Source organism: Amycolatopsis sp. WAC 01416 (assembly GCF_003947485.1).
In the GTDB taxonomy this organism is placed as follows: domain Bacteria; phylum Actinomycetota; class Actinomycetes; order Mycobacteriales; family Pseudonocardiaceae; genus Amycolatopsis.
On record NZ_QHHX01000006.1, the window covers coordinates 567140 to 593220 of the forward strand.

Sequence of the window (26081 nt, forward strand, 5' to 3'; positions counted from 1 at the left end):
ATTCGGCACCTGGTCGCGGTCCTTGCACACGCAACGATCGCAATCAGGTGCCGAATTGCGGAGGGGTCAGCGGCGCGGGAGGCGGCGAAGCACCTTCAGGCCGGCGCTCAGCCCTCGCGCCCACAGCTTCGGCGGGATTCCGCGGCCGGGACGCAACGGCATCCCGCGCTGCACCGCGATCGCCTGGGCCTCGGTGTACTTGAGCAGCCCTTCGGCACCGTTGCGCCGCCCGACACCGGACTCCTTCATCCCGCCCATCGGCAGCCCCACGGTCCCGAAGGTCGCCGCGAAGCCTTCGTTGACGTTGACGGTCCCGGCCTTCAGCCGCGCCGCGACCTCCCAGCCCGCGCGGCCGTTACGCGACCACACGCTCGCGTTCAGCCCGAACTTCGTGTCGTTGGCGCGCTCGATCGCGTCGGTGACGTCGGTGTAGCCGTAGATCGACACGACCGGCCCGAAGGTCTCCTCGGCGAACAGCTTGACGTCCTCGGTGACATCGGTGAGCACGGTCGGCTCGTAGAACAGCGGGCCGAGGTCGGGCCGGGCTTTGCCACCGGTGAGCACCTTCGCGCCCTTGGACCGGGCGTCCTCGACGTGCGCCGACACAGTCTCCAGCTGGGCTTCGGAGGTCAAAGATCCCATCTGCGCCTGGTAGTCCAGTGCGCCTCCGAGCCGGAGCGCGGCCGTCTTGGCGACGAAGGCCCGCGTGAACTCCTCGCGGATCGACTCGTGGACGTAGATCCGCTCGACCGAAACACACAGCTGCCCCGCGGAGGAGAAGCACGCGGTCACCGCGCCGGTCGCGGTCTTGGCGATGTCCGCGTCGGGCAGCACGATCATCGGGTTCTTGCCGCCGAGTTCGAGCGAGTAGCTCGTCAGCCGCTCCGCCACCTTCGCGGCGAGGCCCTTACCCGTGGGCGTGGATCCGGTGAAGCACAGGTAATCCGACTCCTCGACGAGTGCGTCGCCGATCCGCGAGCCGCGGCCGAGCACGATCTGCCAGACGCCGGCGGGCAGCCCGGCCTCCTCGGCGATCTCCTGCAGCCACAGTGCCGAGAGCGCGGTCTGGTTGTCCGGCTTCTGCACGACGGCGTTGCCCGCCGCGAGCGCGGGCAGGACGTCCATCGCGGTCAGCGCGAGGGGGTAGTTCCACGGCGAGATGATCCCGACGACCCCCTTGGGGTGCCGGATCTCGCCGACCTTCGTCAGCACCGGGATCAGCCCGGCGGCGCGGCGCGGCGAAAGGAACTTCGCGCTGTGCTTGCCGTAATAGGCGGCCACGAGCGCGGTGGCACTGACCTCGTCGAAGGCGTCCATCCGGGCTTTGCCCGCCTCGATCTGCACGAGGTCGAGCGCCTCTTCCTGCCGCTTCAGGACCAGGTCGTGCAGGCGGATCAGGATGCGCTGGCGGTCTTCGACCGGCCGTTCGGCCCACGCGCGCTGCGCTTCCCGCGCCTGGTCGAACACGGCGCGGACGTCGGCGTCGGTGGCCTGGGGCAGCGTCGCGATCGGCTGCCCGGTGAACGGCGCCCGCATCTGGACCGGCGCCGAGTCCTCCCCGCCGACGACCCGCCGCACGAGCCGTTCCGCCCTGGCCATGGCCGGGGCGCCGGGAACGCCGCCGATGGTGGACGGTCCTTCGGTGTGCTGGCCCGCACTCGCCGGTGTCGTGCTCGTCATGCCGTCTCCGTTCCATGCGGCGTGGAGCCGGAAGGCGCCACGCAGAGCCCAGGTGTTACCGACGAGTACAGCATACTGCCGGTATGGAGACTGTCCACCGCTGATATGAATCAGTTTCACATATTGTCGGGTCGCGGCGGATTGTCCGGCGACGGGCGCAGGATGTCCTGCTGCTGCAAGGCGGATCCCGCGGGTGGTGTCGGGGGCGACGGCGGCTCGTAGGCCTGCGGATACTGCTGCTGAGGGACGCCAGGAGCGTAAGGGGCGTAGGTGGCCGGGTACGGGGCCTGCGGGGGAGGCGCCGGTTCACGCCGGTTGGCCACGACCGCCAGTCCGATCGTGAGCAACGCCACGAGCCCGCCCGCGAGCAGGATCCAGAATCCGCTCCCGGTGCCGTAGCGCGAGACGAAGCGGCCGGTGTCCTGCCCGAAGCTCAGGCTCGCCGAGATGTCCATGCCGAGCATCCAGACGCCGATCGCGGTCCCCGCCCCGCCGGCGACCAGCAGCGTCCTCGACGTCGTCGCGGCGGGCGACCCCGAACTCCGCCGGTACGAGGCGAAACCGACTGCGGCGCCGGCGAACAGCGTCAATGCGGCGGCGGACAGCGGGATGCCGTAGCGGGCGACATGCGTCTTGTCGTAGAACTCCTTCTCCTCCGCCGACGGCTCGATGGCGAAGCTCCGCGTCCACCCGGTCTCGGCGAACTTCGACACCGTCTTGCCTTCGGAGACCTGTTCGTACGTCGACTGCGGGAGAAAGGTCGCGAGGAGGACCAGCAGGCCGGCGAAAACTCCCATCATCGCGGCGAAGAGCCGGGGGAGCCGCACGTCGGACGGCGGTCGCGAGGGCTGCCCTGCGCCGAACGGGCCAGTCGGTTGGTACGGCTGCTGCTGCGGCGCGTTCATGGTCGACTCCTCCGCCGGTTTTGTTGTCCAGCAAGGAATTCCACCATGAATCGGCCGACGGGATAAGTGTCAGCTGTGCTCTGGTCAAGTGCCTTTCGCGCGTGCTAGGCGGAGGTGTCCTCGTACAACATCACCGCGACCCGTTTCCATTCGTCGAGCAACTGCCGCCGCCGCTTCGGATCGCCGCCGAGTTCGGCGTCCAGCGCCAGCCCGCGGGTGAGGTTCACGGTCAGCCAGAACAGGATCTCCGCGCGCTCCTTCGGCAGGTCCCCGGCGACCGCGGTGATGTGCTCCAGTGTCGAGCGGCCCAGCGCCCTGTCGACCGGGCGGATCGCCTCGCGGAGTTCGGGGTCGGTGCGCGCCGCGACCCACAGCTCCGTGGCGGCCGTGGACAGCGTGCCCGAGTAGCCCTCCCACAGCAGATCGATCGCCGCCGCGACGCCCGAGGCGCCACCGGGAAGCGCCGAAATCGACGTCGCGAGCCGTCCGCGCAGCTTCTCCGTCAGATGTTCGACGGCGGCCGCCATGAGTTCGGCCTTCGCGGAGAAGTGATGCTGCACGGCGCCCTTCGAGACGCCCGCGCGGACACAGATCTCCTGGACCGACGTGCGCGCGTAACCGAGGTCGACCAGGCAGTCGATGGTCGCGTCGAGCAGGGCGGTGCGCGTCTGCTCACGCCGCTCGGCCTGGGTGCGGTGGGTCCTGCCGAGCACGCTCACCGGATCCGGCCCCCTTTACGTGCAGCTCGGTACGGATGTACATTCCGCTTGGAACTTACATCCTAAGCGTCATGTTTTCCAGGTCCGATCAGGAGGCGTTGGCCGTGCCCTTGCAGATCCAGAAGAGTTCGTGGAGCACGACGGAGCTCGAAGACCTCCGGGACCTCGCCCGGACCTTCTGCCAGAAGGAACTCGTACCGAACCAGGAGCGCTGGGCGGCCGAGAAGAAGGTCGACCGCGAGCTGTGGACGAAGGCGGGCGAGGTCGGCCTGCTGGCGCTGTCCATCCCGGAGGAGTACGGCGGTGGCGGCGGCACGTTCGCCCACGAGGCCGTGCTCTACGAAGAGCAGGCCCGATCCGGCGACAGCGCATGGGGCGTCACCGTCCACAATGGAATCGTCGCGCACTACATCCTGGAGTACGCGGGCGAAGAGCAGAAGAAGGCGTGGCTGCCGAAGTTCGCCTCCGGCGAGATGGTCGGCGCGGTCGCGATGACCGAACCCGGCACGGGTTCGGATCTGCAGAACATCAAGACCCGCGCGGTCCGCGACGGCGACCACTACGTGATCAACGGCGCGAAGACGTTCATCACCAACGGTTTCCACGCCGACCTCGTCGTCGTCGCGGTGAAGACCGACCCGGACGCGGGCGCGCAGGGGGTCTCGCTGATCGCCGTCGAGACCGACACCCCAGGCTTCAGCCGTGGCCGCGTCCTCGACAAGATCGGCCTCAAGGGGCAGGACACCGCGGAGCTGAACTTCGACGACGTCCGGGTGCCCGCCGCCAACCTCCTCGGTGGCCAGGAAGGCCTCGGCTTCATCCAGCTGATGCAGCAGCTGCCGCAGGAACGGCTGATCATCGCCGTCACCGCGGTGGCCGGGATGGAGGCCGCGATCGACCAGACCATCGCCTACACCAAGGATCGCCAGGCCTTCGGCCGCCCGGTCTACAACTTCCAGAACACGAAGTTCAAGCTCGCCGAGGCCGCGACCGAGGCCGCCGTGTCCCGCGCGTTCCTCGACCAGTGCATCGAACGGCATCTGCGCAAGGAACTCGACGTGCAGGGCGCGGCGATGGCGAAGCTGTGGACCACCGAACGGGTCAACAAGGTCGTCGACGACTGCCTGCAGCTCTTCGGCGGCTACGGCTACATGACCGAGTACCCGATCGCGCGCGCGTGGGCCGACATCCGGATCTCCCGTATCTTCGGCGGCACCAGCGAGATCATGAAGGAAATCATCTCCCGCACGCTGTGAAACCCGTTGCCGTACCAGGAAAGGACGTGGCGATGAAGGCTGGGCCACTGAGCGGGCTCAAGGTCGTCGAACTGGCCGGGCTCGCCCCGGCGCCGTTCGCCTGCACGATCCTCGCCGATCTCGGCGCGGAGGTCGTCCGGATCGACCGGGCGACACCGGGCAACGACGTCATCGGGTTCCCGAACGATCCGCTCGCGCGGGGCAGGCGCTCGATCGGCATCAACACCAAGACCCCCGAGGGCGTCGAACTGGTGCTGAAACTCGCCGACGACGCCGACGTGCTCATCGAGGGCTTCCGCCCCGGCGTCGCCGAGCGGATGGGCATCGGACCGGAACAGGTCCACGCCCGCAATCCGCGGCTGGTCTACGGCCGGATGACCGGCTACGGCCAGGACGGCCCGCTGGCGACCGTCGCCGGGCACGACATCAACTACATCGGCATCTCCGGCGCGCTCGAACCCATCGGGCACGCCGGACAGCGGCCGGTGGTGCCGCTCAACCTCGTCGGCGACTTCGGCGGCGGTGGCCTCCTGCTCGCCATGGGCGTGCTGGCGGCGCTGTTCGAACGCCAGTCGTCCGGCAAGGGACAGGTCGTCGACGCGTCCATGGTGGACGGTGCGGCGCTGCTGACCACCAGCCTGCACGGACTGCTGGATTCCGGGCTGTGGCCGGGCGGGCGCGGCGAGAACATGCTCGACGGCGGCGCGCCGTTCTACGACACCTACGAGACCGCTGACGGCAAGTACGTCGCCATCGGCGCGATCGAGATGCGGTTCTGGGGCGATCTGGTGAAGGTGCTCGGCCTCGATCCCGAGGAGACGCCGGTCCACGTCGACAAGAACGAGTGGCCGAAGCTGCGCAAGATCGTCGCCGAGGCCGTCGCGAAGCACACTCGCGACGAGCTGGTCGCGAAGGCCGAAGGCACCGACGCGTGCCTGACGGCGGTGCTCTCGCCGAGGGAGGCGCCGTCGCATCCGCACAACGTCGCGCGCAAGACCTTCGTCGACGTCGGCGGCATGATGCAGCCCGCGCCGGCGCCGAGGTTCGACCGCACGCCTGCCGAGACGCCGGAACCGCCGCGGCCCAAGGGCGGCGACACCGCCGGGGTCCTCGCCGAACGCGTCGTGGACGCCGACGGGATCGAACGGCTCAAGGCCGCCGGGGCGATCGCCTAGAGGTGTTCCGGGGCGGGGCCAAGGTCCGATCGCAGCATCGAATAGAGAATGTGATCGCGCCAGGCCCCGTCCCGGAACGCGTAGCCGCGGAGCACGCCTTCGCGGGTGAAGCCTGCCTTCGTCAGCGAGCGCTGCTCGGCGACGTTGCCCGCTTCCGTCGACGCCTCGACGCGGTTCATCTGCGTATGCGCGAAGAGGTAGCGCGCCAGCAACCGCTGGGCCTCGGTGCCGTAGCCGTGTCCGCGGGCCTCGGGGATCAGCACGAGCCCGGCGTTCCAGCAGTACGACGTCGCCCCGGACCTGGTCTTGTGCCAGGAGACGAAACCGAGCCGCTGCCCGTCGAGGTCGACCATCAGCATCCCGTTGTCCGCCGCGAGCATGCCGGTCTCCGCCCAGCGGCGGCGCAGGAAATGCGGATCGTGCCAGCCGTGCCACTCGAACGCCCCCGCGGCCAGCGGATCGTTCGTCAGTGTTTCGAGCATCGGCAGGTCGTCTTCGTACACCGGTCTGAGCGCGACTCCGGTTTCTGTCATCCGACAGACTTTAGGACTGATCGCCCTCGAAACTGCCGTGACGCCCCGCGCCGTCGCTGAACCGGCTCGCGCCCTTGACGGCTTCTTCGGCGAGCCCGCCGCCGATCAGCGCGTTCGAGAACTCGGCGCGCATCGCTTCGCCTTCGGTGAGCCCGTACTGGCCGTACGCGGACTTGCGGTCCGCGCGCAGGCACGCCTGAGGGAACGCGGCCAGTTCGCGCGCCAGCGCTTGCGCGGCAGCCAGCGCCTCGCCGTCGGGGACGACCCGGTTCGCAAGCCCGATCGCGAGCGCCTCGTCGGCGTCGACCGGCCTGCCGGTGAGGATCAGGTCCATCGCCCGCGAATGCCCGATCAGCCGGGGGAGGCGCACCGTGCCGCCGTCGATCAGCGGGACACCCCAGCGGCGGCAGAACACGCCGAAGACGGCCGTGCTGTCGGCGACCCGCAGGTCGCACCACAGCGCCAGTTCGAGGCCGCCCGCGACGGCGTGCCCGCGGACCGCGGCGATCACCGGCTTCGACAGCGTCATCCGCGACGGCCCCATCGGCCCGTCACCCGCCGGGCTGAGCGAGTTGGTGCGGCCGGTGCCGACGGCCTTCAGATCGGCTCCGGCGCAGAAGGCGTCACCCGAACCGGTGAGGACGGCGACCGCGGCCTCGTCGTCGGCGTCGAAGGCGCGGAACGCGTCCGCCAGCGCGGCCGCGGTCGGTCCGTCCACCGCGTTGCGGGACCCTGGCCGGTTCAGCGTGATCGTCGTCACGGGTCCGTCCCGGTGTACGAGAACGTTTTCGCTCATCGATCGCTCCCTCAGGCGAATCCAGGTGGGCAACAGGGCCCCGATCTCCTTAAAGTGGTGACAAAGTCCGCAGTGCGCGCGGAGTCATCGTCTGGACACTACGGTGTGATGGGATGGAGCCATGTCGCCCGGCTTGAAGAAATTCGTTGTGATCGCCGTTGTCGCGCTCGTGCTCTTCTTTCTGATCAGCAGGCCGACCCAATCCGCCGACGCCGTCCACACCGCGCTCGGCTGGCTGCGGTCCGGTGCCGAAGCCATCGTCACGTTCGTCCGGAGTCTCTTCTCCTGACCCGCCGCGGTGATCACCGGTGTCCTTGGTGACGCCGGTGATCACCGTGCGCGGCCACCAGCGGTTATCACACAGAGTCACCCGCCTCCGGTTTCGGTCGAGCGACTCGACCATCCGGGTGGATTGCCCCCGAAAACCCGCTGGTCGACGAATTCGTGCCCTGGAAGCTCTGGCGGAAAAGACCTCCGCGCCCCTACGGTGCTCACATTGCGTGATCGGTTGGTCCTCCAGGCGCCGGAGCCGGCCTCCTGAGTGAGGAGTTTCCGCAGGTGCGAGCCCCAGGGCAGCGGAACTTTCAGCCGGGCAAGTAAGTCAGGACTTGTCAGTCGGGGAATCATGAGGAGGCAGGGATGACCGGAGATCCCGGAGTCGATGCGTTGATCCGGCAGTGGGCCGCGGAACGCGAGCAGACCCCCGAGGAGCAGGAGGCCGACCGCATCGCGTCGGCGTGGCTGGCGGACGTGCCGCGGCAGGCTCCCGGAATTCCCGGCCAGCGTCAGCAGTCCGGTCAGGCGCGCTGGGCGCCGGTCGAGGCCGCAGACCCCGGCTACCTCGACGCCATGCGCAGCCGGCTCCCGGAGGTCCCGCAGGACCTGCTCGTCGCGGCCGCCGGCTGGTGGCAGATGGTCGGCGGCGTCGCCGAGGCCGAAGCCTGGTGGGACGCCGGCATCAGCCCGCTCGACCAGCGCGCCCTCGACTACCGCGCGGCCGGGCTCGCCCCGTCCGACCTGAGCCGCCGTCTCGGCCCGATGACCGTCTTGCAGCACCTTCGCCGCGGCAGCGCCCCGGCCTGGTGCGTGGCGCGGCTGGCGAGGCAGCAGAAGTCCGCCTGATGAGAACTTCTCGCACGCGCGGGTGAACCGGCGTGGCAGGGGCGATCTCGACCAGCGCGTAACGCTAACCTGCGCGGGCTCGTTGTTCGAGCATCGGTCGTGATCGCCGCCCACGCTGGAGGACCCGCTTCGTGCGCACCACCCCGGAAAACGACGAGCTCGTCGCAGACCCGGCCACGCCCGCTCCGCCACGCCGCGGGGTGGGCGCCGCCGTACTCGGCAGGCTGGTGATCGTGCTGGCCGTGCTCGGCCTCGCCGGGGGCGGGATCTGGCTGGTGACCAAGGCATCCGCCCCGGTCGCGAGCCCCACGACGATGGAGATCCCCGCGCTGCAGGTCAAGGCCGCCGACGTCAAACCCGGCTCGGTCGCCCCGGTCAACGCCACCCTCGCGGGCGGCGCCACCCAGCAGACCGCGCCGCAGCAGGCGCAGCCGAAGCCGGGCAAGGACCCGCTGACCGGCTGGACCGAGCGGGCGTCACAGGCAACAGGCATCCCGGCCAGGGCGCTGTTCGCCTACGGCAACGCCGAACTGGCTATGCGCCAGATGCAGCCCAACTGCAAGATCTCGTGGGCGACCCTGGCGGGCATCGGCCGGATCGAGTCGAACCACGGCCAGTACGGCGGCGCCGTCCTCGGCCAGGACGGACGGCCCTCGAAGCCGATCATCGGCGTGCCGCTCGACGGGTCGCCCGGCGTGAAGGCGATCGGCGACACCGACCGAGGCCAGTTCGACGGCGACGCGGCCGTCGACCGCGCGGTCGGCCCGATGCAGTTCATCCCCAGCACCTGGCGCCGCTACGCCGCCGACGGCAACCGCGACGGCGTCGGCGACCCGCAGCAGATCGACGACGCGACGCTGGCGGCGGCGCGCTACCTGTGTGTGAACAACCGCGACATGTCGGCCGCCTCGGGCTGGTGGCAGGGGATCCTGTCGTACAACAACTCGACCGAGTACGCGCAGAAGGTCTTCGGGCTGGCGGACGACTACGCGAAGGCTGTCGCTGCGGGCCGCTCGTGAGTGGATAACGCTCACGACCGTCGGGCGATCATGTCGCGAAAGCCACTTTCGGGACATCCAGCGTCGCGAAAGTGGCTTTCGCGACACGCCCCGGTCTCACAGGCGTGACCTCACGACAGCGTCGCCCACCCCTCGATAACCGTCCTCGCCGCGTGCGAGGTCGCGGCCGGGACCAAGGTCCCGAGCGCCCAGGTCGGCGAAGTTTCCCACCGCGACCAGTGCTAGCGTCGATGCGTGTCCGCATCGTCCGCCACCCTGCGCCGTCTCGGCATCGCCGGCGTCTGCCTGGTGAGCCTGGCGCTGTGCTGCGGGCTCGCCTGGTGGCAGTGGGAGCGGTTCTCCTCGGCGAGCGGGACGTTCCAGAACCTCGGCTATGTGTTGCAGTGGCCGCTGTTCGGGCTGTTCCCCGCGTTCATGTTCTGGCGGATCCGCAAGCTCCGCCGTCAGGCCGCCGAGGCCGACGCCCAGGAAACGGTGGCCGAGCCCGCCGTCCCCGAGGTGCCCGCGCCCCGGCAGCGGCGTGCCCCGGCGCCGCCGCCCCCCGAGGACGACGAGCTCGCCGCGTACAACAGGTACCTTCGCGAACTCAACGCCCGCGACAAGTAGTTCCCCAGAGAGGTTCGAGACCCTATGACCACCCGAACTGACGACGCCGCCCCGGCCCGCCCGGTTTCGCTGGGCGGACCGCTGATCCGCTTCCGCGTCGCGGCGTACGCCACCGGTGTGGCCCTGCTCGGCCTGGTCGTCGAGATGCTGCTGCAGTACGTCTTCCGCGTGGAGCTGCCCCAGTTCGTGAAGATGATCCCCATGGTCCACGGTGGGCTCTACCTGGTCTACCTGCTGCTCGCGGTCGACCTCGCGATCAAGGCCCGCTGGTCGATGAAGGGCACCCTCCTCGTGCTGATCGCCGGCTGCATCCCGTTCTTCTCCTTCGTGATGGAGCGCAAGGTCACGCACAAGGTCCAGGCGGGCGCGAAGCTCTAAGCCCGGCGCCGGAAGGTCAGCGCCACCAGGAAGGACACCGCCGTCACCACGGCGGCGGCGGTGAAGGCCGCGGTCATCCCGTCGACGGTGGTCTCCGTCGGAGTGCCGGACGGCGTCCGCGTCACCGCGCCGAATACGGTGATCAGGATCGCCAGCCCCAAGGTCGCCCCGACCTGCTGCAACGTCTGCAAGGCGCCGCCCGCGGCTCCCGCGTCGTCGGTGGGGACCGTCGCCATGATGATCACGCTGAGCGGGGAGAACGCCAGCCCCGCGCCGACGCCCATCAGCAGCATCGGGCCGAGCAGATGGGAAAAGTAGCCGCTGTCCGTGGTGAGCGTGGTCAGCCAGACGACCCCGCCGGTCATCAGCGCGGTCCCGGTCAGCGCGAGCGGTTTCGGCCCGAACCGGGGGAGCAGCTTCGGGATCAGCCTGCTGAGCCCGAACATGCAGACCGCCATCGGCAGGAACGCGAAGCCGGTCTCCAGCGCGGCGAAGCCCGCGATGTCCTGCAGGAACTGGGTCAGAAAAAAGAACATGGACATCATGGCCATCGGCCCGAGGAAGAAGTTGACGTAGGCCGCCGCGCGGTCGCGTTCGGCGAACAGTCGCAACGGGATCAGCGGTTCGCTCACCCTGGTCTCGATGGTGAGGAACGCGGCCAGCAGCGCCAGCCCCGTGGCGAGAGCGCCGAGGGTGATCAGGTCGCCCCAACCGTGCGAAGCGGCGTGGGTGAAGGCGAACACCAGCGAGCCGACGCCGAAGGTGCCGGTGAACGCGCCGGGAAGGTCCAGCCGGGCGTGTCGCCGAGGAGGGTCGGCGACGTAGCGCGAGGCGAGCAGGACGATCGCGAGCCCGAACGGGACGTTGATGTACAGCGCCGCGCGCCACGAGATCCATTCGGTCAGCAGCCCGCCGAGCAGCAGGCCGATCGCGAAACCGCTGCTGGACATCGCCGAGAACAACGCCAGCGCGCGTACCCGTGCCTTGGCTTCGGTGAACGTGCTGGTGATCAGTGCCAGCGTGCTCGGCCCGGCGAGCGCGGCGCCGACGCCCTGCGCGATCAGCGCGGCGATCAGCAGTTCCGCCGAGCCGGCGAGGCCGCCGAGCAGGGAGGCGGCGGTGAACACGGCCGCGCCGACGACGAACATCCGGCGGCGCCCGAACAGGTCGCCTGCCCGGCCGCCGAGCAGCAGCAAGCCGCCGAACACCAGGCTGTACGCCGTCATCACCCAGGACAGGCCAGTGTCGGTGAAGCCGAGTTCGGACTGGATGCGGGGGAGCGCGACGTTCATCACCGTCGCGTCGAGGATGAGCATGAGCTGGCAGGTCAGGATGATGGGGAGGACCAGCCGGTGTGGAGGTGGTGGGGCCCCGGCCGTCTCCGGCCTAGGCTCGGCACGCAGGGTTCGCTCGGTCAAGGAATACTCCAAAGACGTAACGAGATGAAGCGGAGAGACTCTCCACTTGAGGTCGTGAGCGATGATATGGAGACACTCTCCGCATACGCAAGTGAATTCGGAGAACCTCTCCGTTTTCGTCGCCCGAGGAGGTGCAGATGGTCACGGCCGAGCCGGCCCGCCCCATGCGCGCGGACGCGCGGCGCAACTACGAGCGCATCGTGGCCGTGGCGAAAGAAGCGTTCACCGCCGACGGTGTGGACGTGCCCGCCGACGACATCGCCAAACGCGCCGGCGTCGGCGCGGGCACGCTGTACCGGCACTTCCCGACGCGCGACAAACTGATCGAGGCCGTCTACCGCGACGAGATCGACGGATTGGCGCAGCAGGCCTACGACCTGCTCGACGAGTTGCCACCGGGCAAGGCGCTCGAGACATGGCTGGCCACGCACGTCATCTACGTCGTCGAGAAGCACGGGCTCGCGATGACACTGAAGGCGTCCGTCGACGCGGGCTCCGAAGTCTTCGGCTGGTGTCAGTCGCGGTTGCGGGCCGCCGCCGACACGATCGTGAAGGCGGCGCAGGACGAGGGCGTGCTCCGGTCCGACGTCACCGGCGTCGACATCCTGCGGCTCGGCCACGGCCTGGGTTCGGCGGCGAGCAAGGCTTCGGAGGAGGACACGAAGCGGCTTCTCACGATCGTGCTGGACGGGCTCCGGACGCCATGAAGGACGCTTTCATAGCAAAATTTGCTATGAAAGCGTCCTTCATGGCACGCGCGGGGCCGGAGTCAGGAGCCGATCCCGGTGAGGGACCGCACCTCCATCTCCGCGTGCTTGACCGGATCGGCCTTCGAGCGGCCGACGAAGGTGCCAACGAACCCGCACAGGAACGAGAACGGGATCGACACCAGGCCCGGGTTCTTCAGCGGGAACCAGTGGAAGTCGACGCTCTTGATGATCGAGTCCGCGGCCCCGGACATCACCGGTGAGAAGAACACGAGCACCAGGCTCGCGATCAGCCCGCCGTAGATGCCCCACAGCGTGCCGGTGGTGTTGAAGCGTTTCCAGAACAGCGAGTACAGCAGCGTCGAGAGGTTCGCCGACGCCGCGACGGCGAACGCCAGCGCCACCAGGAACGCGATGTTCTGCCCGTTCGCCAGGATGCCGCCGACGATCGCGAACGCCCCGACGGCGACCGCGGTCAGCCGGGCGACACGGACCTCCGAGGCCGGTTCCGCCTTGCCGTTCTTGAAGATGTTGGCGTAGACGTCGTGGGCGAAGGAGGCGGACGCGGTGATCGTCAGCCCGGCGACGACGGCGAGGATGGTCGCGAAGGCCACCGCCGAGACGACGCCGAGCAGGACGGTGCCGCCGATGTTCAGTGCGAGCAGCGGCGCCGCCGAGTTCTCCCCGCCGGGCGCGTTCTTGATCACCTCCGGGCCGACCAGCGCGGCCGCGCCGAAGCCGATGACCAGCGTGCAGAGATAGAACAGGGTCATGCAGGCGGTCGCCCAGACCACCGAGCGCCGCGCCTCGCGCGAGTTCGGCACGGTGTAGAAGCGCATCAGCACGTGCGGCAGCGCGGCGGCACCGAGGACCAGCGCCAGCGCCAGCGAGACGAAGTCGAGCTTCGTGACCTCGCTCTTGCCGTACGAGCCGCCGGGCTGCAGCAGTTCGTCACCGAGCGGGCTGTTGTCGGCGGCGGCCGAGAGCAGGTTCGAGAAGCTGAAACCGAACTTGCCGAACAGGAACACGGTGATCAGCGCGCCGGTCAGCAGCAGGATGGTCGCCTTGATGATCTGCACCCACGTGGTGCCCTTCATCCCGCCGACCAGCACGTACAGCACCATGACGACACCGACGACGCCGATCACCAGCGCCTGGCCGATGCCGCCGTGGATGTCCAGCAGCAGCGCCACCAGCCCGACGCCGCCCGCCATCTGCGCGAGCATGTAGAAGAAGGAGATCACCAGCGTCGACGTCGCGGCAGCGGCGCGGACCGGGCGCTGCTTCATCCGGAAGCTGAGCACGTCGCCCATGGTGAAGCGGCCGGTGTTGCGCAGCAGCTCCGCGATCAGCAGCAGATCGACCATCCACGCGACGAGGAACCCGATCGAGTACAGGAAGCCGTCGTAGCCGTGGATCGCGATCGCCCCGGCGATACCGAGGAACGACGCCGCCGACAGGAAGTCACCCGAAAGGGCGATGCCGTTCTGCCGTCCGGTGAAGGCGCTGCCCGCGGCGTAGTAGTCCGAAGTGGACGAGTTGCGCGTGCTGACGCGGTACACCACGTACAGGGTGATCGCGACGAACAGCGCGAACACCGCGATGTTCAGCACCGGGTCGTTGTCGGGGATGCTCATCGCTCACCCGCCCCGACGGCGGCCCGCAGCGCCTCGACCTTGGGGTCGAGCCGCTTGTTCGCGAACTTCAGGTAGGCGATGGTGATCAGGATCGTGCTGGCGAACTGGCCGAGCCCGAGCAGGATGCCGACGTTGACCTCGCCCCACACCTTCCGGCTCATGAAGTCGTGCGCGTAGGCCGCCAGCAGCACGAATGTCATGTACCAGGTGAAGAACAGCAGGCTCATCGGGAACACGAACCGGCGGAAGGTCTTGCGCAGCGCGACGAACTCCTTGCCGTGCTGGATCCGGTCGAAGTCGGGGCCGGTGGCGCGCGGCGGTGGCGGGGGAGTGGGCTGGCGCTCGCGGACGAACAGCGCGGGCATCTGCCCGGTGTCCTCCAGGGCGTTGCTCGCCGCGTAAGGACGCGCGACGTCGGGCATGGGTTCCTCCGGGGCTTGCATCCGTGGCGCGGTACGGGAGCGCACATACTAACTACGGCTTCACGCGCTCTGAATAGGCGACCCCTGTTCCGCGAAGGCAAGAGCCCGGTATTCGGTTTTACCTCGTATTAGTGTTTCCGGAAATCGTTTCGGCCGGAATGAACCGGCTTTATCACTCGTAATAGTGAGTAGAGTTGTCACGCGGGGTCGTCGCCCGAACGGCCCACTGCGGCAAACGATGGACGGTGACCACGCTCTGTCCCTCGTTTTGGTGACAGATCGTAGTTTCGCTACCGGCCCGCGATCGGTTCCGATACCGTGCCCGCCATCCCGGACCGGGGAAGATCCCCCGCTTCACCGGGTGTCTCGAAAGAAATCACCATGTCGGGCGACAACGAACCGGCTTGGGTGGCAAGGCCACAACATCGGGCACATATTTGGGCTTGACCCACCCGTTGGGGGCACGGAAAGTAGTTCGACCGGGCGACGCGGCTACCGTACGTAGGCTGAACGGGTGATAAGGGCACCCTGTGTATCCGTGCAAGCGGTAACCGGAATTCCCTCTTTTGTGACGCGCAGGCGGTTTCCGGGCCCCGTAGATCGTCCGTGAACACACTTTTCGCTGGTCAGCCCCCGTATGCTGAACGGAATTGACGGCACCCGGATTGGTGTACGATTCTTTGGCCCGGCTGACCCGCTGTGACCGATTGGCAAAGAAAAGTTGATCTCGACGACCATGCACTTCGCAGGTTGCGACCTGCACGTGCAGGTGCAAGACCTCCCGAAGCGGACCGGTGTTCCTGGGGACACCTGGATCGCCGGACGGGGTCCCTCACGTCGCGATCGATCACAGGGTCAGTCCGGGGTCGAGTTCCCCGCGAGTGGACGTCTCGCGGGAACGGACGCCTCAGACCGTGCCAGGACGCCGGACAGGGAGTCACCTACGTGACCGTTGCAGGAGAAGGCCAAGTGCCTGTCGGGGAGCTGCTGGGACGCACTCCCCGGCCATCTCGGTGGGCCACCGGCTGGCGCACGCTCGTGCGCTGGCGGGACTGGAGCCTGCCGGTGAAGCTGTCGGCCGTGACGCTGGTGCCGATCCTCATCGCGCTCGCACTGGGCATCGCGACCATCGCCGGCCAGGTCGGCCGGTCCGACGGCTACCAGCGGCTGGACCGGCTCGTCGCGTTGAGCGGGCACATCCGCGCGCTCGTCGACGGCCTCGGCCGCGAACGCACCCAGTCCGCCGCCGGGCTGACGGCGGGCACCGTCGGCGGGACACTGGAGCTCGGGTCGGCCCGCGCGGACGTCGACACCGCCATTCCTCTCTACGGCGCCGCCGCCACCCGCGCGGTGGAGAACGAGCCGTCGCTCCGTCAGGCGCGGGAAGCGGCCGCCGCCCAGCTCGACAGGCTGCCCGACATCCGGCAGCGGGCCTCCTCCGGACAGCTCGACCCCGTCCAGGCGATCGGTGAGTACACCGATGTCACCACCGCGCTGCTGGCCCTCGACACCGCGCTGGCGGCGGGTGCGGGCCAGGATGTCCTCGGCGGCACTCCCACGGCACTGCACGACCTGGCCGTGATGAAGGAACAACTGTCGCTGAGCCAGGCGCTGGTCTCCTTCGGCATCGCCCGGTCGAGTCTCGCGCCGAGCGAACTCGACCGGTTGCGCACCGCCGAACTGAGGCTGGCCGACCGGTTCACCGACTTCCGTGCCGCCGCTTCGGAGCAGCAGCGCCAGGAGTTCAGCGGCGTCGTCACCGACGAGGCGATGGAAAACCGTGACAGGCTCGCGAAAACCGCGCTCGGTGAACAGGGAACCCCGTCCGCGCAGGCGTTCCGCTCGATGTCCGCGCAGGGCTGGACCGACGCCTCGACCGCGGTGATCACCAAGGTCGGTGAGGTCGCGAACAAGTTCGGCGGTGAGACCAGCGCGGTCTCGGCCGAACTGGTCGACGACGCCAGCAGCGGCGCGGGTCTGCTCGCGGTCCTGCTGTTCGGCGCGATGGTGCTCGCCGTCGCCGTCGTCTTCCTCATCACGCGCCAGCTGCTGCGCTCGCTGAAAGTGTTGCGTGCCAGCGCTCTCGACGTCGCCGAGAAGCAGCTGCCCGACGCGGTCCGCAACATCCAGGAAGGCCGCTCGCAGGGCACCGACGTGCGGCCGGTCCCGGTCGGCAGCGACGACGAGATCGGCGAGGTCGCCAGGGCCTTCGACAAGGTGCACCACCAGGCGCTGCGCCTGGCCACCGAGCAGGCCTCGATGCGCACCGGTTACAGCAACGTGTTCGTCAACCTCTCCCGCCGCAGCCAAAGTCTCGTGCAGCGCCAGCTACAGCTGATCGAGCGGCTGGAGCGCGACGAAGAGGACGCCGACCAGCTGGCCACGCTCTTCCAGCTCGACCACCTCGCCACCCGCATGCGCCGCAACAACGAGAACCTGATGGTCCTCTCCGGCGCCGAGCCCGGCAGGCGGTCCGGCCAGCCGGTCTCCGCCACCGACGTGGTGCGCGCGGCCGTGTCCGAGATCGAGCAGTACCAGCGGGTCACCGTGCAGAACCCGCCGCCGGTGCGGCTGGTCGGGTACGCGGCCAACGATCTGATGCGCCTGATCGCCGAACTGCTGGACAACGCCACGGCGTTCTCCGCACCGGAAACCCAGGTGACCGTCGCGACCAGGCTCGTCGAGGACGGTTCATTCGGCATCGACATCCTCGACAAGGGCATCGGGATGAACGAGGCCGAGGTCGCCGAGGCCAACGCCCGGCTCACCGAGGCCCCCAACGTCGACCTCACCACCTCACGCCGGATGGGCCTGTTCGTGGTCGGGCGGCTGGCCAACAGGCACCGCATCGGCGTCTCGCTGCACGGCGGCAAGGACATCGTCGGCGTGCGCGCCACCGTCTCGGTCCCGGCGGATCTCGTGATGGTCCCGCCCGGCGGGGACCCCGGTCCCGCCACCGGCCCGATCACCCAGCGCCTCGCGCCGCTGCCGCCGCAGCAGGCGGGCGGCCTGCCCCGCCGCCAACGCCCCACGAACGGCTCGCGGCCGGGAACGCCGAACGTGCCGTCGCAGGGCGGCGAGCGCTGGCCGTCGGCGAACGATCTGGCGGGCCACACCAAACCCGGCTTGAACGGGCACAGCCACACCCAGGACCAGCGGCCGCCGTCGGATCTGGAGATCTCGGGAACGGCGCTGTTCAGCCCGATCCCCAAGGACGAGACGGCACCGCCGCCCGCCCGCCCGCCGGCGCCGGAGCCCCGTCGTCCCGAGCCGGAGCCCGCCGCGGAGCCCAAGCCCGTCGCGAAAGAGGCGGAGAAGCCCGCCTCGGTGGAAGGCGAGCTGCCCAGCGGCAAGGAACTGTTCGAGGCCAAGAACAGCACCACGCTGAGCGAATGGTGGAACCAGGCGACCACGCCGCCCCCGGCCGCGCCCGCGCCCACCGCGTCGGAGACGACGCCGATCTTCGACGAGATGCTCTCGGCGTGGTTCCGTTCGCCCGCTCCGGAAAAGCCCGCGGCCAAACCCGCGGCGAAGAAGGAGAAGCCGGGGGCGAAGGAACCCGAAGAGAAGAAGACGGCCGAGTCCGCTCCCACCGCCGAGCAGGAGTCCCGCACCTGGGACTTCGCCAGCGACAAGGCCTTCCGCACGGTGCAGGAGGTCTCCCAGAACGCTCCGTCGACCTTCACCCAGGCCGGGTTGCCCCGCCGCCGCAAGGGCGAGCAGCTCCTGCCGGGCAGCGCGGCGCCGTCGGTCCCGGGCGCCGAACCCGCCGCCAAGTCGGAGCTGCCGGTCCGCGACCCGGCGAACGTGCGCGGCAGGCTGAGCAGCTTCCAGCAGGGCGTCAAGCGGGGGCGCAAGGAGGCGGCGGACAAGGCCACGCCCGCCGAGGCCCTCGCCACTCAGCCGGACGCGACCCCCGAGCCGGCAGCGGCACCCGAGCCGCCGAAGGCCTCCGAGCCCGCGAAGGCAGCGGAGACGGCGAAGGCAGCGGAGACGGCCTCGCGTCCGGCGGCCCCGCCCGCCGCGCTGCCGAGCCGGAAACCGCAGGCAGTGGAACCGGAACCGGAACCGGTCGCCGCCACCGAGCAGACGGACGCCTGGAACTTCGGCTCCGACGAAGGCTGGAAAGCAGCCCAAGCGGTGTCCCAGTCTGTCCCCTCGAAGATGACTTCGGCAGGATTACCCAGGCGCCGCCGCGGGGAGCAACTGCTCCCGGGCAGCGCGGGACCGCCTGCCGGGGCGGTCACCCCCCGACCACAGCGAGACGCGCACGACGTGCGCGGTCGCCTGAGCAGTTTCCAGCAGGGCATCCAGCGCGGACGGCACCGCACGGCCCAGGCGACCGAAGCCAACCACGAAACCCTGGAGGGTGAATGACCTCGCCGAACCCGGCCCAGCCCCAGCAGAACCAGTTCGGGTGGCTGGTGAATGACTTCGCCGAGCGGGTGCCCGGAGTGGCGCACGCCGTGGTCGTGTCGGCGGACGGCCTCCTGCTCACCGCGTCCAGCAGGCTCCCGCTGGACCGGGCCGACCAGCTGGCCGCCGTCGCGTCCGGGCTGGTGAGCCTGACCCAGGGCGCCGCCCGGTGCTTCGAGGCGGGCGCGGTCAACGAGACCGTCGTCGAGATGGAACTCGGCATCATGGTGCTGATGTCCATCAGCGACGGCTCCTGTCTGGCCATCCTCGCCGCCCCGAACTGCGACATCGGACAGGTCGCCTACGAGATGACGATGCTCGTCGACCGTGTCGGCCAGATCCTCACCCCGGAACTCCGCGCTCAATTGCAGGGCGCCGGTGGGTCGCTGATCGGCGAACCGGTGGGATGATGTCCCGATGAGCACCGGATCCGGATCCTTCGGCGAACCGCCGGGGACGGGTGAACACCAGCCTCCGCACGCGGGGGCTGCCCATGCTGCCGGTTCACGGGACGACGGCACCTTCGCCGATGTCCTGAACGGGTTCACCCTGGATTCGGGCCGTGGTCGTCGGAAGCGCAAGAAGAACAAGCAAGCCCAGGATTCCCAGCCGGGCGGAGCCCACTCCGCCGGGGAATCGGCAGTCCCGCAGCCGACCGATCAAGGAGACCGCGTGACCTCACTTGCCTCTCCACCCGACAGCGGCGCAGGCGCCGTCGGGCCGAGACCAGGTGGTCTTTTCGACCCGGGTCCACCCAGCGGCGAGTTCATCATGCCCGCCGTCTTCGAGCAGTCGCCGTCGCCGCTCGAAGAGACGGCGATCGTCCGTCCCTATGCCCTCACCGGGGGCCGGACCAAGGCGAACTACGCTCTCGAGCTGGAGACGCTCATCTCCACCAAGGACCATGTCGCCGCGGGTAGCCTCGCCGCGGTCGCCGCGGACCAGATCGAGTGCGTTTCGATCATCGAAGAGTGCCGCACCCCGCGTTCGGTCGCCGAGATCGCGGCGACCCTGCGCGTACCGCTGGGTGTGGCACGCGTGCTGATCAGCGACGCGGCGGACGCGGGACTGGTCAGCGTGCACAAGACGATTTCGGGTAATGACGGCGCCGAGGCACATCTGGTGTTGATGGAAAGGGTTTTGAGTGGACTCCGTCGGCTTTAAGGCACCGCGGGAAACCGCGCCCCCGACCATGACATCCGCGAAGATCGTCGTGGCGGGTGGCTTCGGTGCGGGTAAGACGACCTTCGTCGGTTCGGTGTCGGAGATCGTCCCGCTCACCACCGAGGCGATGATGACGGACGCCAGTCGGGGGATCGACAACCTCGACCAGACGCCCAACAAGTCGACCACCACGGTCGCGATGGACTTCGGCCGGGTCTCCCTCGACGCGGACCTGATCCTCTACCTGTTCGGCACGCCCGGGCAGCAGCGGTTCTGGTTCATGTGGGACGACCTCGTCCGCGGCGCGATCGGCGCCGTGGTGCTGGCCGACACGCGACGGCTGGCCGATTCGTTCGCGCCGATCGACTTCTTCGAGGACCGGGGCCTGCCCTACATCGTCGGGGTGAACACCTTCGACGGCGTCCTCGAGCACGACATCAACGACGTGCGTGAAGCGCTGTCGATCGACCCCAACATCCCGATCGTCCGCTGTGACGCCCGGGAGCGGGAGTCGACCAAGCAGACGTTGATCACGCTGGTCGAGTACGCGATGCGGCAGTGGATCGCCTTGCGTGCGAGCAACGCGAGGTGAACCTGACGGCGGCAGCGTAGGGGCCGCCGCCCGGTTTCACCGCGCTTCGTAGGTCAGCAGTACCGAGCGCCCGTCGAAGGTACGGGTGCCGGTCAGTCGCAGGTCAGTGCGCACTCCGCCCGCGAACACCTGCTTGCCGCCGCCGAGCACCACCGGGTGCACGATGACGTGGAACTCGTCGATCAGGCCGCGGTCGGCGAGCGCGGTGGCCAGTTCGGCCCCGCCCATCAGCAGCAGATCCTTGCCGGGCCTGGCCTTGAGTCCGGTCACGCATTCGGTGAGATCACCGGCGACGATCTCGGTGTTCCAGTCCGCTTTCTCCAGTGTCCTGGAGAAGACGATCTTCGGCGTCTGCCGCCAGATCGGGGCGAACCGCAGGTCGTGGGGGTGGTCCGAGATCTCTTCCGCCTGCGGCCAGTACGACGACATCATGTCCCAGACCCGCCGTCCGTAGGCGAAGGTGTCGGCGCGGTCGACCAGTTCCTGGGAGTGGGCGGACAGCTCCGGGCCCATCTCGGCCCAGTCGAACTCGCCGTCCGGGCCTTCGATGCGGCCGTCGAGTGAGGTGTGGACGGCGTAGACGAGCTTGCGCATGGCTTGATCCCTTCGGTGTGGCACCCGCCTTCCGGGCGCCGGACACCGAGGAGTCGGAGCGGGCGCGGGGTTCTCGACATGCCCCACGCATTTAGTCATCTGAATGCGTCTGACCGCATCCAGATGACTAAGTGCTCAGTACTCGTCGTGCCGTTTCCACCAGTGGCCCGGCCCGTCGGTCCCGCGGCCGGACTCCTCCCATGCCTCCTGTCGCCCGAACGGTGTCAGGTCGAGGTAACGGAAGGTGCTCACGAACTGCTCGGCGCCCCTGCCGGAGGTGAAGTAGGTGCGGAAGACCTCGTCGCCCTCGCGCAGGAAGACGCTGATGCCGAAACCGCCGTCGAGACCGCAGTCGGGGTTGAAGTCATCACCCGTCGTCGAGACCCACGGGATCGTCCAGCCCATCCGCTCCTTGTACTTCTCGATCTCGGGAAGCGTGGCGGGCGAGACCGCGGTGAACGTCGTGTCGCGGTCGTGGAGGTGGGCGAGGGGGCCGACGTGGTCGATGACCATCGAACAGCCGACGCAGCCCGCCTTCTGGCCGGGATTCAGCATGAAGTGGTAGACGATCAGCTGGCGGCGTCCTGCGAACAGGTCCAGCAGCGAGACCCGGCCGTCCGGGCCTTCGAACTCGTACTTGCCGTCGAAGCGGACCATGGGCAGCCGCCGGCGTTCGGCGTTGATCGCGTCGGTGGCTTTGGTGAGTTCCTTTTCCTTGATCATCAAGGCGTCCCGCGCGGCCTGCCATTCTTCGCGCGACACGACTTCGGGGAGGGTCGGGGTCATCGGTTCGTCTCCTGTCGGATCAGGTGTGCGGTGAGGTCTTCGAAGGTTTCGGACCACCCGGCGCGGTGGTCGTCGCGGGTTTCCTCGGAGCTGAATTCGCCCTGGTGGAAGGTCATTTCGGTCTTGTCGCCGAGATCGGTGAAATCGATCGTCACCAGCGTCGTCTCCTCGGGTGAGGACGCCCAGGAGAAGGTGAACACCAGCCGTTCGGGCGCGGAGACCTCGCGGTAGACCCCGGTCGAGGTGTGCTCGACACCTTCGTCGTTGCCGATGGTCGCTCGCCAGGCGCCGCCCTCGGCGAGGTCCATCTGCACGCCGGAGGCGGTGAACCCCTTGGGGCCCATCCAGTTCGCGAACTGCTCAGGAACCGTCCACGCCTGGAACACCAGTTCCCGTGGCGCGTCGAAGACGCGGGTGATGGTCAGCTCCTTCTCACTCATTCGGCTTGCCTTTCTGGAGTTCGGTCAGGTGCTCGTCGAGACGGTCGAAACCGTCGTCCCAGAACCGGCGGTATCGCTCGACCCAGTCCGAGATGTCGCCGAGTGGCCCCGCCTCGAGGCGGCAGGGCCGCCATTGAGCCGTCTTGCCGCGGCTGATCAGGCCCGCACGCTCAAGGACCTTCAAGTGCTTCGAGATGGCCTGAAGGCTCACGGGGAAGGGCTCCGCCAGCTCGTTCACGGTGGCCTCGCCGCCGGCCAGGCGCGCCAGGATGGCGCGGCGGATGGGGTCCGCCAGCGCGGCGAACGTGGCGCTGAGCTGATCAGTGGTCATCGCTGCTCAATCAGTCGGTTGATTAACCTAGCGGTTGAATATAGTGGTGTCAGCCGGGATGTCAAGGACGAGTGAGAGCGCCGTCACGCGAGTGGATGGGTTTAAAATAGTCGGAAGTCCAAGTATTTTGGAGGGATGACCAGCGACCTGCACCGGCCCGTGAACCCCGTTCGCTTCGTGACGGCGTCGAGCCTCTTCGACGGGCACGACGCGTCCATCAACATCATGCGGCGCATCCTGCAGTCGCAGGGCGCGGAGGTCGTGCACCTCGGGCACAACCGGTCGGTCGACGAAGTCGCCACGGCGGCCATCGCCGAGGACGTCCAGGGCGTGGCCATCAGCGCCTACCAGGGCGGGCACGTCGAGTACTTCAGCTATCTGGTCGAGCTGCTCAACGAGCGCGGCGCGGGGCACATCAAGGTGTTCGGCGGCGGTGGCGGGGTCATCGTCCGCGAGGAGATCGACCTGCTGCACTCGCGGGGCGTCGCGCGGATCTTCTCGCCGGAGGACGGCTACGAAATGGGCCTCCCCGGCATGATCAACCTGATGATCAAGGCCTGCGACACGGATCTGTCCGCGCAGTCGCCCGGTTCGCTGGACAAACTGCTTTCGGGTGACATCCCGGCGCTGTCCCGGGTCATCACGCAGCTTCAGCGCGAGGCACTGCCGCAGGACGCGCTCGACAAGATCACCGAGGCCGCCAAGTCGCGGACGGTGCCGGTCCTGGGGATCACCGGTACGGGTGGTTCCGGCAAGTCGTCGCTCACCGACGAACTGATCCGCCGGTTCCGGCTGGACCAGGAGGACAAGCTCCGCATCGCCGTGCTCGCCGTCGACCCGTCGCGCCGCAAGGGCGGGGGAGCGCTGCTCGGCGACCGCATCCGGATGAACTGCCTCGACGGCAGCCCGGTCTACTTCCGTTCGCTGGCCACCCGCACCACCAGCGGCGAGATCCCGACCGGTCTCTCCGAGTCGATCCTCGCCTGCAAGGCCGCCGGCTTCGATCTGGTGATCGTCGAGACGCCGGGTATCGGCCAGGGTGACGCCGGCATCGTCGACTACGTGGACCAGTCGCTGTACGTCATGACGCCGGAGTTCGGCGCGGCGTCGCAGCTGGAGAAGATCGACATGCTCGACTTCGCCGACGCGGTGGCGATCAACAAGTTCGAGCGCCGCGGCGCCGAGGACGCCCGCCGCGACGTCGCGCGCCAGCTCGTCCGCAACCGCGAGGCGTTCAGCTCCTCGCCCGAGGACATGCCGGTCTACGGCACCAGCGCCGCGAAGTTCAACGACGACGGCGTCACCGCGCTCTACCAGCACCTGCGCGACACCCTCGCCGAGCGTGGCCTGACCGTCTCGGCAGGCGTGCTCCCGAAGGTCGAGGGCAAGGTGTCCACCGACGCCAGCACGATCATCCCGGCCAACCGGTCGCGCTATCTCGCCGAGATCTCCGAGACCCTCCGCGGCTATCACACGAAGACCGGGCAGCAGGTCGCCGCGCTGCGCAAACGTGAGCACCTCGCCGTCGCCAAGGAGGCGCTGGCCGCCGTCGACGCGAGCACCGACGCGCTCGACGGCCTGCTCGCCGCCGCCGAGTCCGATGTGGACGGTGAAACGACGAATCTGCTCGACCGCTTCCAGGAACTGGCCGAGTCCTACCGTGCCGACGAACTAGTCGTGAAGATCCGCGACAAGGAACTGCGCACCCAGCTCTGGCGCGACACGCTGTCCGGCAACCGGATCCCGCGCGTGGCGCTGCCGCGCTACACCGAGTCCGGCGAGCTGCTGTCGTTCCTGCGCCGCGAGCACCTTCCCGGATACTTCCCTTACACCGCCGGCGTTTTCCCGTTCAAGCGCGAGGGTGAGGACCCGGCGCGGATGTTCGCGGGCGAGGGCGACCCGTTCCGCACCAACAAGCGGTTCAAACTCCTTTCCGCAGACTCCGAGGCGAAGCGTCTTTCGACCGCCTTCGACTCCGTGACGCTCTACGGGCACGACCCGCACACCCGTCCCGACATCTACGGCAAGGTCGGCACCTCGGGTGTCTCCATCGCGACCCTCGAAGACATGGAGGTGCTCTACGGCGGCTTCGACCTGACTTCGCCGAGCACTTCGGTGTCGATGACGATCAACGGCCCGGCGCCGACGATCCTCGCGTTCTTCCTCAACACCGCGATCGACCAGCGGATGACGGCGTTCAAGGCCGAGCACGGCCGCGAGCCGTCCGAAGCCGAGGCCGCCGAACTGCGCGAATGGGCGCTGCGCAACGTTCGCGGCACCGTGCAGGCGGACATCCTCAAGGAGGACCAGGGGCAGAACACCTGCATCTTCTCCACCGAGTTCAGCCTGCGCATGATGGCCGACATCCAGGAATGGTTCATCGAGCACGGCGTCCGGAACTTCTACTCGGTGTCGATCTCCGGCTACCACATCGCCGAGGCCGGGGCGAACCCGATCTCGCAGCTGGCGTTCACGCTGTCGAACGGTTTCACCTACGTCGAGAGCTACCTCGCGCGTGGAATGAGCATCGACGACTTCGCACCGAACCTGTCGTTCTTCTTCTCCAACGGCATGGACGCCGAGTACTCGGTGCTGGGCCGGGTCGCGCGCCGGATCTGGGCGGTCGCGATGCGGGAGCGCTACGGCGCCAACGAACGCTCGCAGAAGCTCAAGTACCACGTGCAGACCTCCGGCCGGTCGCTGCACGCGCAGGAGATGAGCTTCAACGACATCCGCACCACGCTGCAGGCGCTGTGCGCGCTATACGACAACGCGAACTCCTTGCACACCAACGCCTTCGACGAGGCGATCACGACGCCGTCGGAGAGCTCGGTTCGGCGTGCGATGGCCATCCAGATGATCATCAACAAGGAGTGGGGCCTGTCGAAGAACGAGAACCCGTTGCAGGGTTCGTTCATCATCGACGAGCTGACCGACCTGGTCGAAGAGGCCGTCCTGCTGGAGTTCGACCGCATTTCCGAACGCGGCGGCGTGCTGGGCGCGATGGAGACCGGCTACCAGCGCGGCAAGATCCAGGACGAGTCGATCCTCTACGAACGCCAGAAGCACGACGGCACGCTGCCGATCATCGGCGTCAACACCTTCCGCAACCCGAACGCCGGGGAGGACGACGTCGAGGTCGAACTCGCGCGGGCGACCGAGGACGAGAAGCGGTCGCAGCTGGAGCGGCTCGAGGACTTCCAGCGCCGCCACCACGCCGAGGCTCAGGTCGCGCTCAAGACGCTGCGCGAGGCCGCGACCCGCGGCGGCAACCTGTTCGGCGTGCTGATGGACGCCGCGCGGGTGTGCTCGCTCGGCCAGATCACCGAGGCGTTCTTCGAAGTGGGGGGCCAGTACCGGCGCAACGTCTAGCGGCGGGAATATC

Annotated in this window: 25 protein-coding genes; 13 read left to right on the top strand and 12 right to left on the bottom strand. The window is 68.6% G+C overall.

What is annotated here, in order from left to right; genetic code table 11:
- Positions 1-66: 66 nt before the first annotated feature.
- From DL990_RS23490 to DL990_RS23500, 3 genes are all read right to left on the bottom strand, one after another.
- On the bottom strand, positions 67-1680 hold the full coding sequence (locus tag DL990_RS23490) for a succinic semialdehyde dehydrogenase (RefSeq protein WP_125799900.1): 1614 nt from the start codon (positions 1678-1680) through the stop codon (positions 67-69).
- Between the two features lie 116 nt (positions 1681-1796).
- Entirely contained in the window at positions 1797-2585 is a 789-nt protein-coding gene (locus DL990_RS23495) for a hypothetical protein (protein ID WP_125799901.1), read from the bottom strand.
- Between the two features lie 104 nt (positions 2586-2689).
- Complete coding sequence (locus DL990_RS23500) at positions 2690-3304, bottom strand: TetR/AcrR family transcriptional regulator (RefSeq protein ID WP_199746552.1); 615 nt, start codon at positions 3302-3304, stop codon at positions 2690-2692.
- 104 nt (positions 3305-3408) lie between these two features.
- Between DL990_RS23500 and DL990_RS23505 the strand changes: the two genes are divergently transcribed.
- Together DL990_RS23505 and DL990_RS23510 are read left to right on the top strand one after the other, a co-directional pair.
- Complete coding sequence (locus DL990_RS23505) at positions 3409-4560, top strand: acyl-CoA dehydrogenase family protein (RefSeq protein WP_125785522.1); 1152 nt, start codon at positions 3409-3411, stop codon at positions 4558-4560.
- A gap of 32 nt (positions 4561-4592) precedes the next feature.
- On the top strand, positions 4593-5735 hold the full coding sequence (locus tag DL990_RS23510; RefSeq protein ID WP_125799902.1) for a CaiB/BaiF CoA-transferase family protein: 1143 nt from the start codon (positions 4593-4595) through the stop codon (positions 5733-5735).
- Here DL990_RS23510 and DL990_RS23515 read toward each other — a convergent pair.
- The gene (locus DL990_RS23515) at positions 5732-6268 is read right to left on the bottom strand and encodes a GNAT family N-acetyltransferase (RefSeq protein ID WP_125785458.1); all 537 of its coding nucleotides are present in this window, start codon (positions 6266-6268) and stop codon (positions 5732-5734) included. The two genes, DL990_RS23510 and DL990_RS23515, sit on opposite strands and share 4 nt — an antisense overlap.
- Before the next feature lie 10 nt (positions 6269-6278).
- Positions 6279-7064: a crotonase/enoyl-CoA hydratase family protein gene (locus DL990_RS23520; protein WP_125785459.1), complete on the bottom strand. Its 786-nt coding sequence runs from the start codon at positions 7062-7064 to the stop codon at positions 6279-6281.
- 133 nt (positions 7065-7197) lie between these two features.
- Between DL990_RS23520 and DL990_RS41515 the strand changes: the two genes are divergently transcribed.
- The 5 genes from DL990_RS41515 (at position 7198) to DL990_RS23540 (ending at position 10189) form a co-directional block, all read left to right on the top strand.
- Complete coding sequence (locus DL990_RS41515) at positions 7198-7353, top strand: hypothetical protein (protein ID WP_162182762.1); 156 nt, start codon at positions 7198-7200, stop codon at positions 7351-7353.
- 350 nt (positions 7354-7703) lie between these two features.
- A complete protein-coding gene (locus DL990_RS23525) occupies positions 7704-8186 on the top strand; it encodes a helix-turn-helix transcriptional regulator (protein WP_125785460.1) in 483 nt (160 codons plus the stop codon).
- A 131-nt stretch (positions 8187-8317) separates the two neighbouring features.
- A complete protein-coding gene (locus DL990_RS23530; RefSeq protein ID WP_125785461.1) occupies positions 8318-9205 on the top strand; it encodes a lytic transglycosylase domain-containing protein in 888 nt (295 codons plus the stop codon).
- Between the two features lie 234 nt (positions 9206-9439).
- Positions 9440-9811, top strand: a complete 372-nt coding sequence (locus tag DL990_RS23535) for a hypothetical protein (RefSeq protein WP_125785462.1) — start codon at positions 9440-9442, stop codon at positions 9809-9811.
- A gap of 24 nt (positions 9812-9835) precedes the next feature.
- On the top strand, positions 9836-10189 hold the full coding sequence (locus DL990_RS23540; RefSeq protein WP_125785463.1) for a DUF3817 domain-containing protein: 354 nt from the start codon (positions 9836-9838) through the stop codon (positions 10187-10189).
- Here DL990_RS23540 and DL990_RS23545 read toward each other — a convergent pair.
- Positions 10186-11607, bottom strand: a complete 1422-nt coding sequence (locus DL990_RS23545; RefSeq protein WP_125799903.1) for an MFS transporter — start codon at positions 11605-11607, stop codon at positions 10186-10188. The genes DL990_RS23540 and DL990_RS23545 overlap by 4 nt on opposite strands.
- 137 nt (positions 11608-11744) lie before the next feature.
- On the opposite strand from DL990_RS23545, the gene DL990_RS23550 reads away from it, so the two are divergent.
- Complete coding sequence (locus DL990_RS23550) at positions 11745-12314, top strand: TetR/AcrR family transcriptional regulator (RefSeq protein ID WP_125799904.1); 570 nt, start codon at positions 11745-11747, stop codon at positions 12312-12314.
- Between the two features lie 62 nt (positions 12315-12376).
- Here the strand turns inward: DL990_RS23550 and DL990_RS23555 are convergent, their stop codons facing one another.
- Positions 12377-13951 (bottom strand): cation acetate symporter, encoded by a 1575-nt coding sequence (locus tag DL990_RS23555; RefSeq protein ID WP_125799905.1) that lies wholly within the window; start codon positions 13949-13951, stop codon positions 12377-12379.
- Positions 13948-14373, bottom strand: coding sequence for a DUF485 domain-containing protein (locus DL990_RS23560; RefSeq protein WP_125785467.1), 426 nt, complete (start codon positions 14371-14373; stop codon positions 13948-13950). The genes DL990_RS23555 and DL990_RS23560 overlap by 4 nt, the downstream gene beginning before the upstream one ends.
- 969 nt (positions 14374-15342) lie before the next feature.
- Here DL990_RS23560 and DL990_RS23565 point away from each other — a divergent pair.
- Genes DL990_RS23565 through DL990_RS23580 form a run of 4 tightly spaced genes read left to right on the top strand, consistent with a single transcriptional unit; the run spans position 15343 to position 20545 of the window.
- The gene (locus tag DL990_RS23565) at positions 15343-18750 is read left to right on the top strand and encodes a nitrate- and nitrite sensing domain-containing protein (RefSeq protein WP_125799906.1); all 3408 of its coding nucleotides are present in this window, start codon (positions 15343-15345) and stop codon (positions 18748-18750) included.
- Complete coding sequence (locus tag DL990_RS23570) at positions 18747-19199, top strand: roadblock/LC7 domain-containing protein (protein WP_005166055.1); 453 nt, start codon at positions 18747-18749, stop codon at positions 19197-19199. The genes DL990_RS23565 and DL990_RS23570 overlap by 4 nt, the downstream gene beginning before the upstream one ends.
- A 7-nt stretch (positions 19200-19206) precedes the next feature.
- Positions 19207-19953 (top strand): DUF742 domain-containing protein, encoded by a 747-nt coding sequence (locus tag DL990_RS41520; RefSeq protein ID WP_199746553.1) that lies wholly within the window; start codon positions 19207-19209, stop codon positions 19951-19953.
- Positions 19954-19981: 28 nt separating this feature from the next.
- Entirely contained in the window at positions 19982-20545 is a 564-nt protein-coding gene (locus DL990_RS23580) for an ATP/GTP-binding protein (protein ID WP_125785469.1), read from the top strand.
- A gap of 36 nt (positions 20546-20581) precedes the next feature.
- Here DL990_RS23580 and DL990_RS23585 read toward each other — a convergent pair whose 3' ends face one another.
- The 4 genes from DL990_RS23585 to DL990_RS23600 all read right to left on the bottom strand — a co-directional run bounded on the left by DL990_RS23585 (position 20582) and on the right by DL990_RS23600 (position 22696).
- A complete protein-coding gene (locus DL990_RS23585) occupies positions 20582-21139 on the bottom strand; it encodes a dihydrofolate reductase family protein (protein ID WP_125785470.1) in 558 nt (185 codons plus the stop codon).
- A 135-nt stretch (positions 21140-21274) separates the two neighbouring features.
- Positions 21275-21925, bottom strand: coding sequence for a DUF899 domain-containing protein (locus tag DL990_RS23590; protein WP_125799907.1), 651 nt, complete (start codon positions 21923-21925; stop codon positions 21275-21277).
- Positions 21922-22365 carry an SRPBCC domain-containing protein gene (locus tag DL990_RS23595; protein ID WP_125799908.1) on the bottom strand — a complete coding sequence of 148 codons (444 nt, stop codon included), beginning with the start codon at positions 22363-22365 and terminating at the stop codon, positions 21922-21924. Before DL990_RS23595 ends, DL990_RS23590 begins: the two co-directional genes overlap by 4 nt.
- Positions 22358-22696 (bottom strand): helix-turn-helix transcriptional regulator, encoded by a 339-nt coding sequence (locus DL990_RS23600; protein ID WP_125785473.1) that lies wholly within the window; start codon positions 22694-22696, stop codon positions 22358-22360. The genes DL990_RS23595 and DL990_RS23600 overlap by 8 nt, the downstream gene beginning before the upstream one ends.
- 135 nt (positions 22697-22831) lie before the next feature.
- On the opposite strand from DL990_RS23600, the gene icmF reads away from it, so the two are divergent.
- Positions 22832-26068 (top strand): fused isobutyryl-CoA mutase/GTPase IcmF, encoded by a 3237-nt coding sequence (gene icmF, locus DL990_RS23605; protein WP_125799909.1) that lies wholly within the window; start codon positions 22832-22834, stop codon positions 26066-26068.
- Positions 26069-26081: the final 13 nt, after the last annotated feature.

Coding starts and splice junctions, on each gene's coding strand:
- DL990_RS23525 (WP_125785460.1), top strand. CDS start 7,704: ATGACCGGAGATCCCGGAGTCGATGCGTTGATCCGGCAGTGGGCCGCG.
- DL990_RS23490 (WP_125799900.1), bottom strand. CDS start 1,680: ATGACGAGCACGACACCGGCGAGTGCGGGCCAGCACACCGAAGGACCG.
- DL990_RS23520 (WP_125785459.1), bottom strand. CDS start 7,064: ATGAGCGAAAACGTTCTCGTACACCGGGACGGACCCGTGACGACGATC.
- DL990_RS23600 (WP_125785473.1), bottom strand. CDS start 22,696: ATGACCACTGATCAGCTCAGCGCCACGTTCGCCGCGCTGGCGGACCCC.
- DL990_RS23580 (WP_125785469.1), top strand. CDS start 19,982: ATGACATCCGCGAAGATCGTCGTGGCGGGTGGCTTCGGTGCGGGTAAG.
- DL990_RS23555 (WP_125799905.1), bottom strand. CDS start 13,951: ATGAGCATCCCCGACAACGACCCGGTGCTGAACATCGCGGTGTTCGCG.
- DL990_RS23510 (WP_125799902.1), top strand. CDS start 4,593: ATGAAGGCTGGGCCACTGAGCGGGCTCAAGGTCGTCGAACTGGCCGGG.
- icmF (WP_125799909.1), top strand. CDS start 22,832: ATGACCAGCGACCTGCACCGGCCCGTGAACCCCGTTCGCTTCGTGACG.
- DL990_RS23550 (WP_125799904.1), top strand. CDS start 11,745: ATGGTCACGGCCGAGCCGGCCCGCCCCATGCGCGCGGACGCGCGGCGC.
- DL990_RS23495 (WP_125799901.1), bottom strand. CDS start 2,585: ATGAACGCGCCGCAGCAGCAGCCGTACCAACCGACTGGCCCGTTCGGC.
- DL990_RS41520 (WP_199746553.1), top strand. CDS start 19,207: ATGAGCACCGGATCCGGATCCTTCGGCGAACCGCCGGGGACGGGTGAA.
- DL990_RS23560 (WP_125785467.1), bottom strand. CDS start 14,373: ATGCCCGACGTCGCGCGTCCTTACGCGGCGAGCAACGCCCTGGAGGAC.
- DL990_RS23570 (WP_005166055.1), top strand. CDS start 18,747: ATGACCTCGCCGAACCCGGCCCAGCCCCAGCAGAACCAGTTCGGGTGG.
- DL990_RS23595 (WP_125799908.1), bottom strand. CDS start 22,365: ATGAGTGAGAAGGAGCTGACCATCACCCGCGTCTTCGACGCGCCACGG.
- DL990_RS23515 (WP_125785458.1), bottom strand. CDS start 6,268: ATGACAGAAACCGGAGTCGCGCTCAGACCGGTGTACGAAGACGACCTG.
- DL990_RS23590 (WP_125799907.1), bottom strand. CDS start 21,925: ATGACCCCGACCCTCCCCGAAGTCGTGTCGCGCGAAGAATGGCAGGCC.
- DL990_RS23585 (WP_125785470.1), bottom strand. CDS start 21,139: ATGCGCAAGCTCGTCTACGCCGTCCACACCTCACTCGACGGCCGCATC.
- DL990_RS23540 (WP_125785463.1), top strand. CDS start 9,836: ATGACCACCCGAACTGACGACGCCGCCCCGGCCCGCCCGGTTTCGCTG.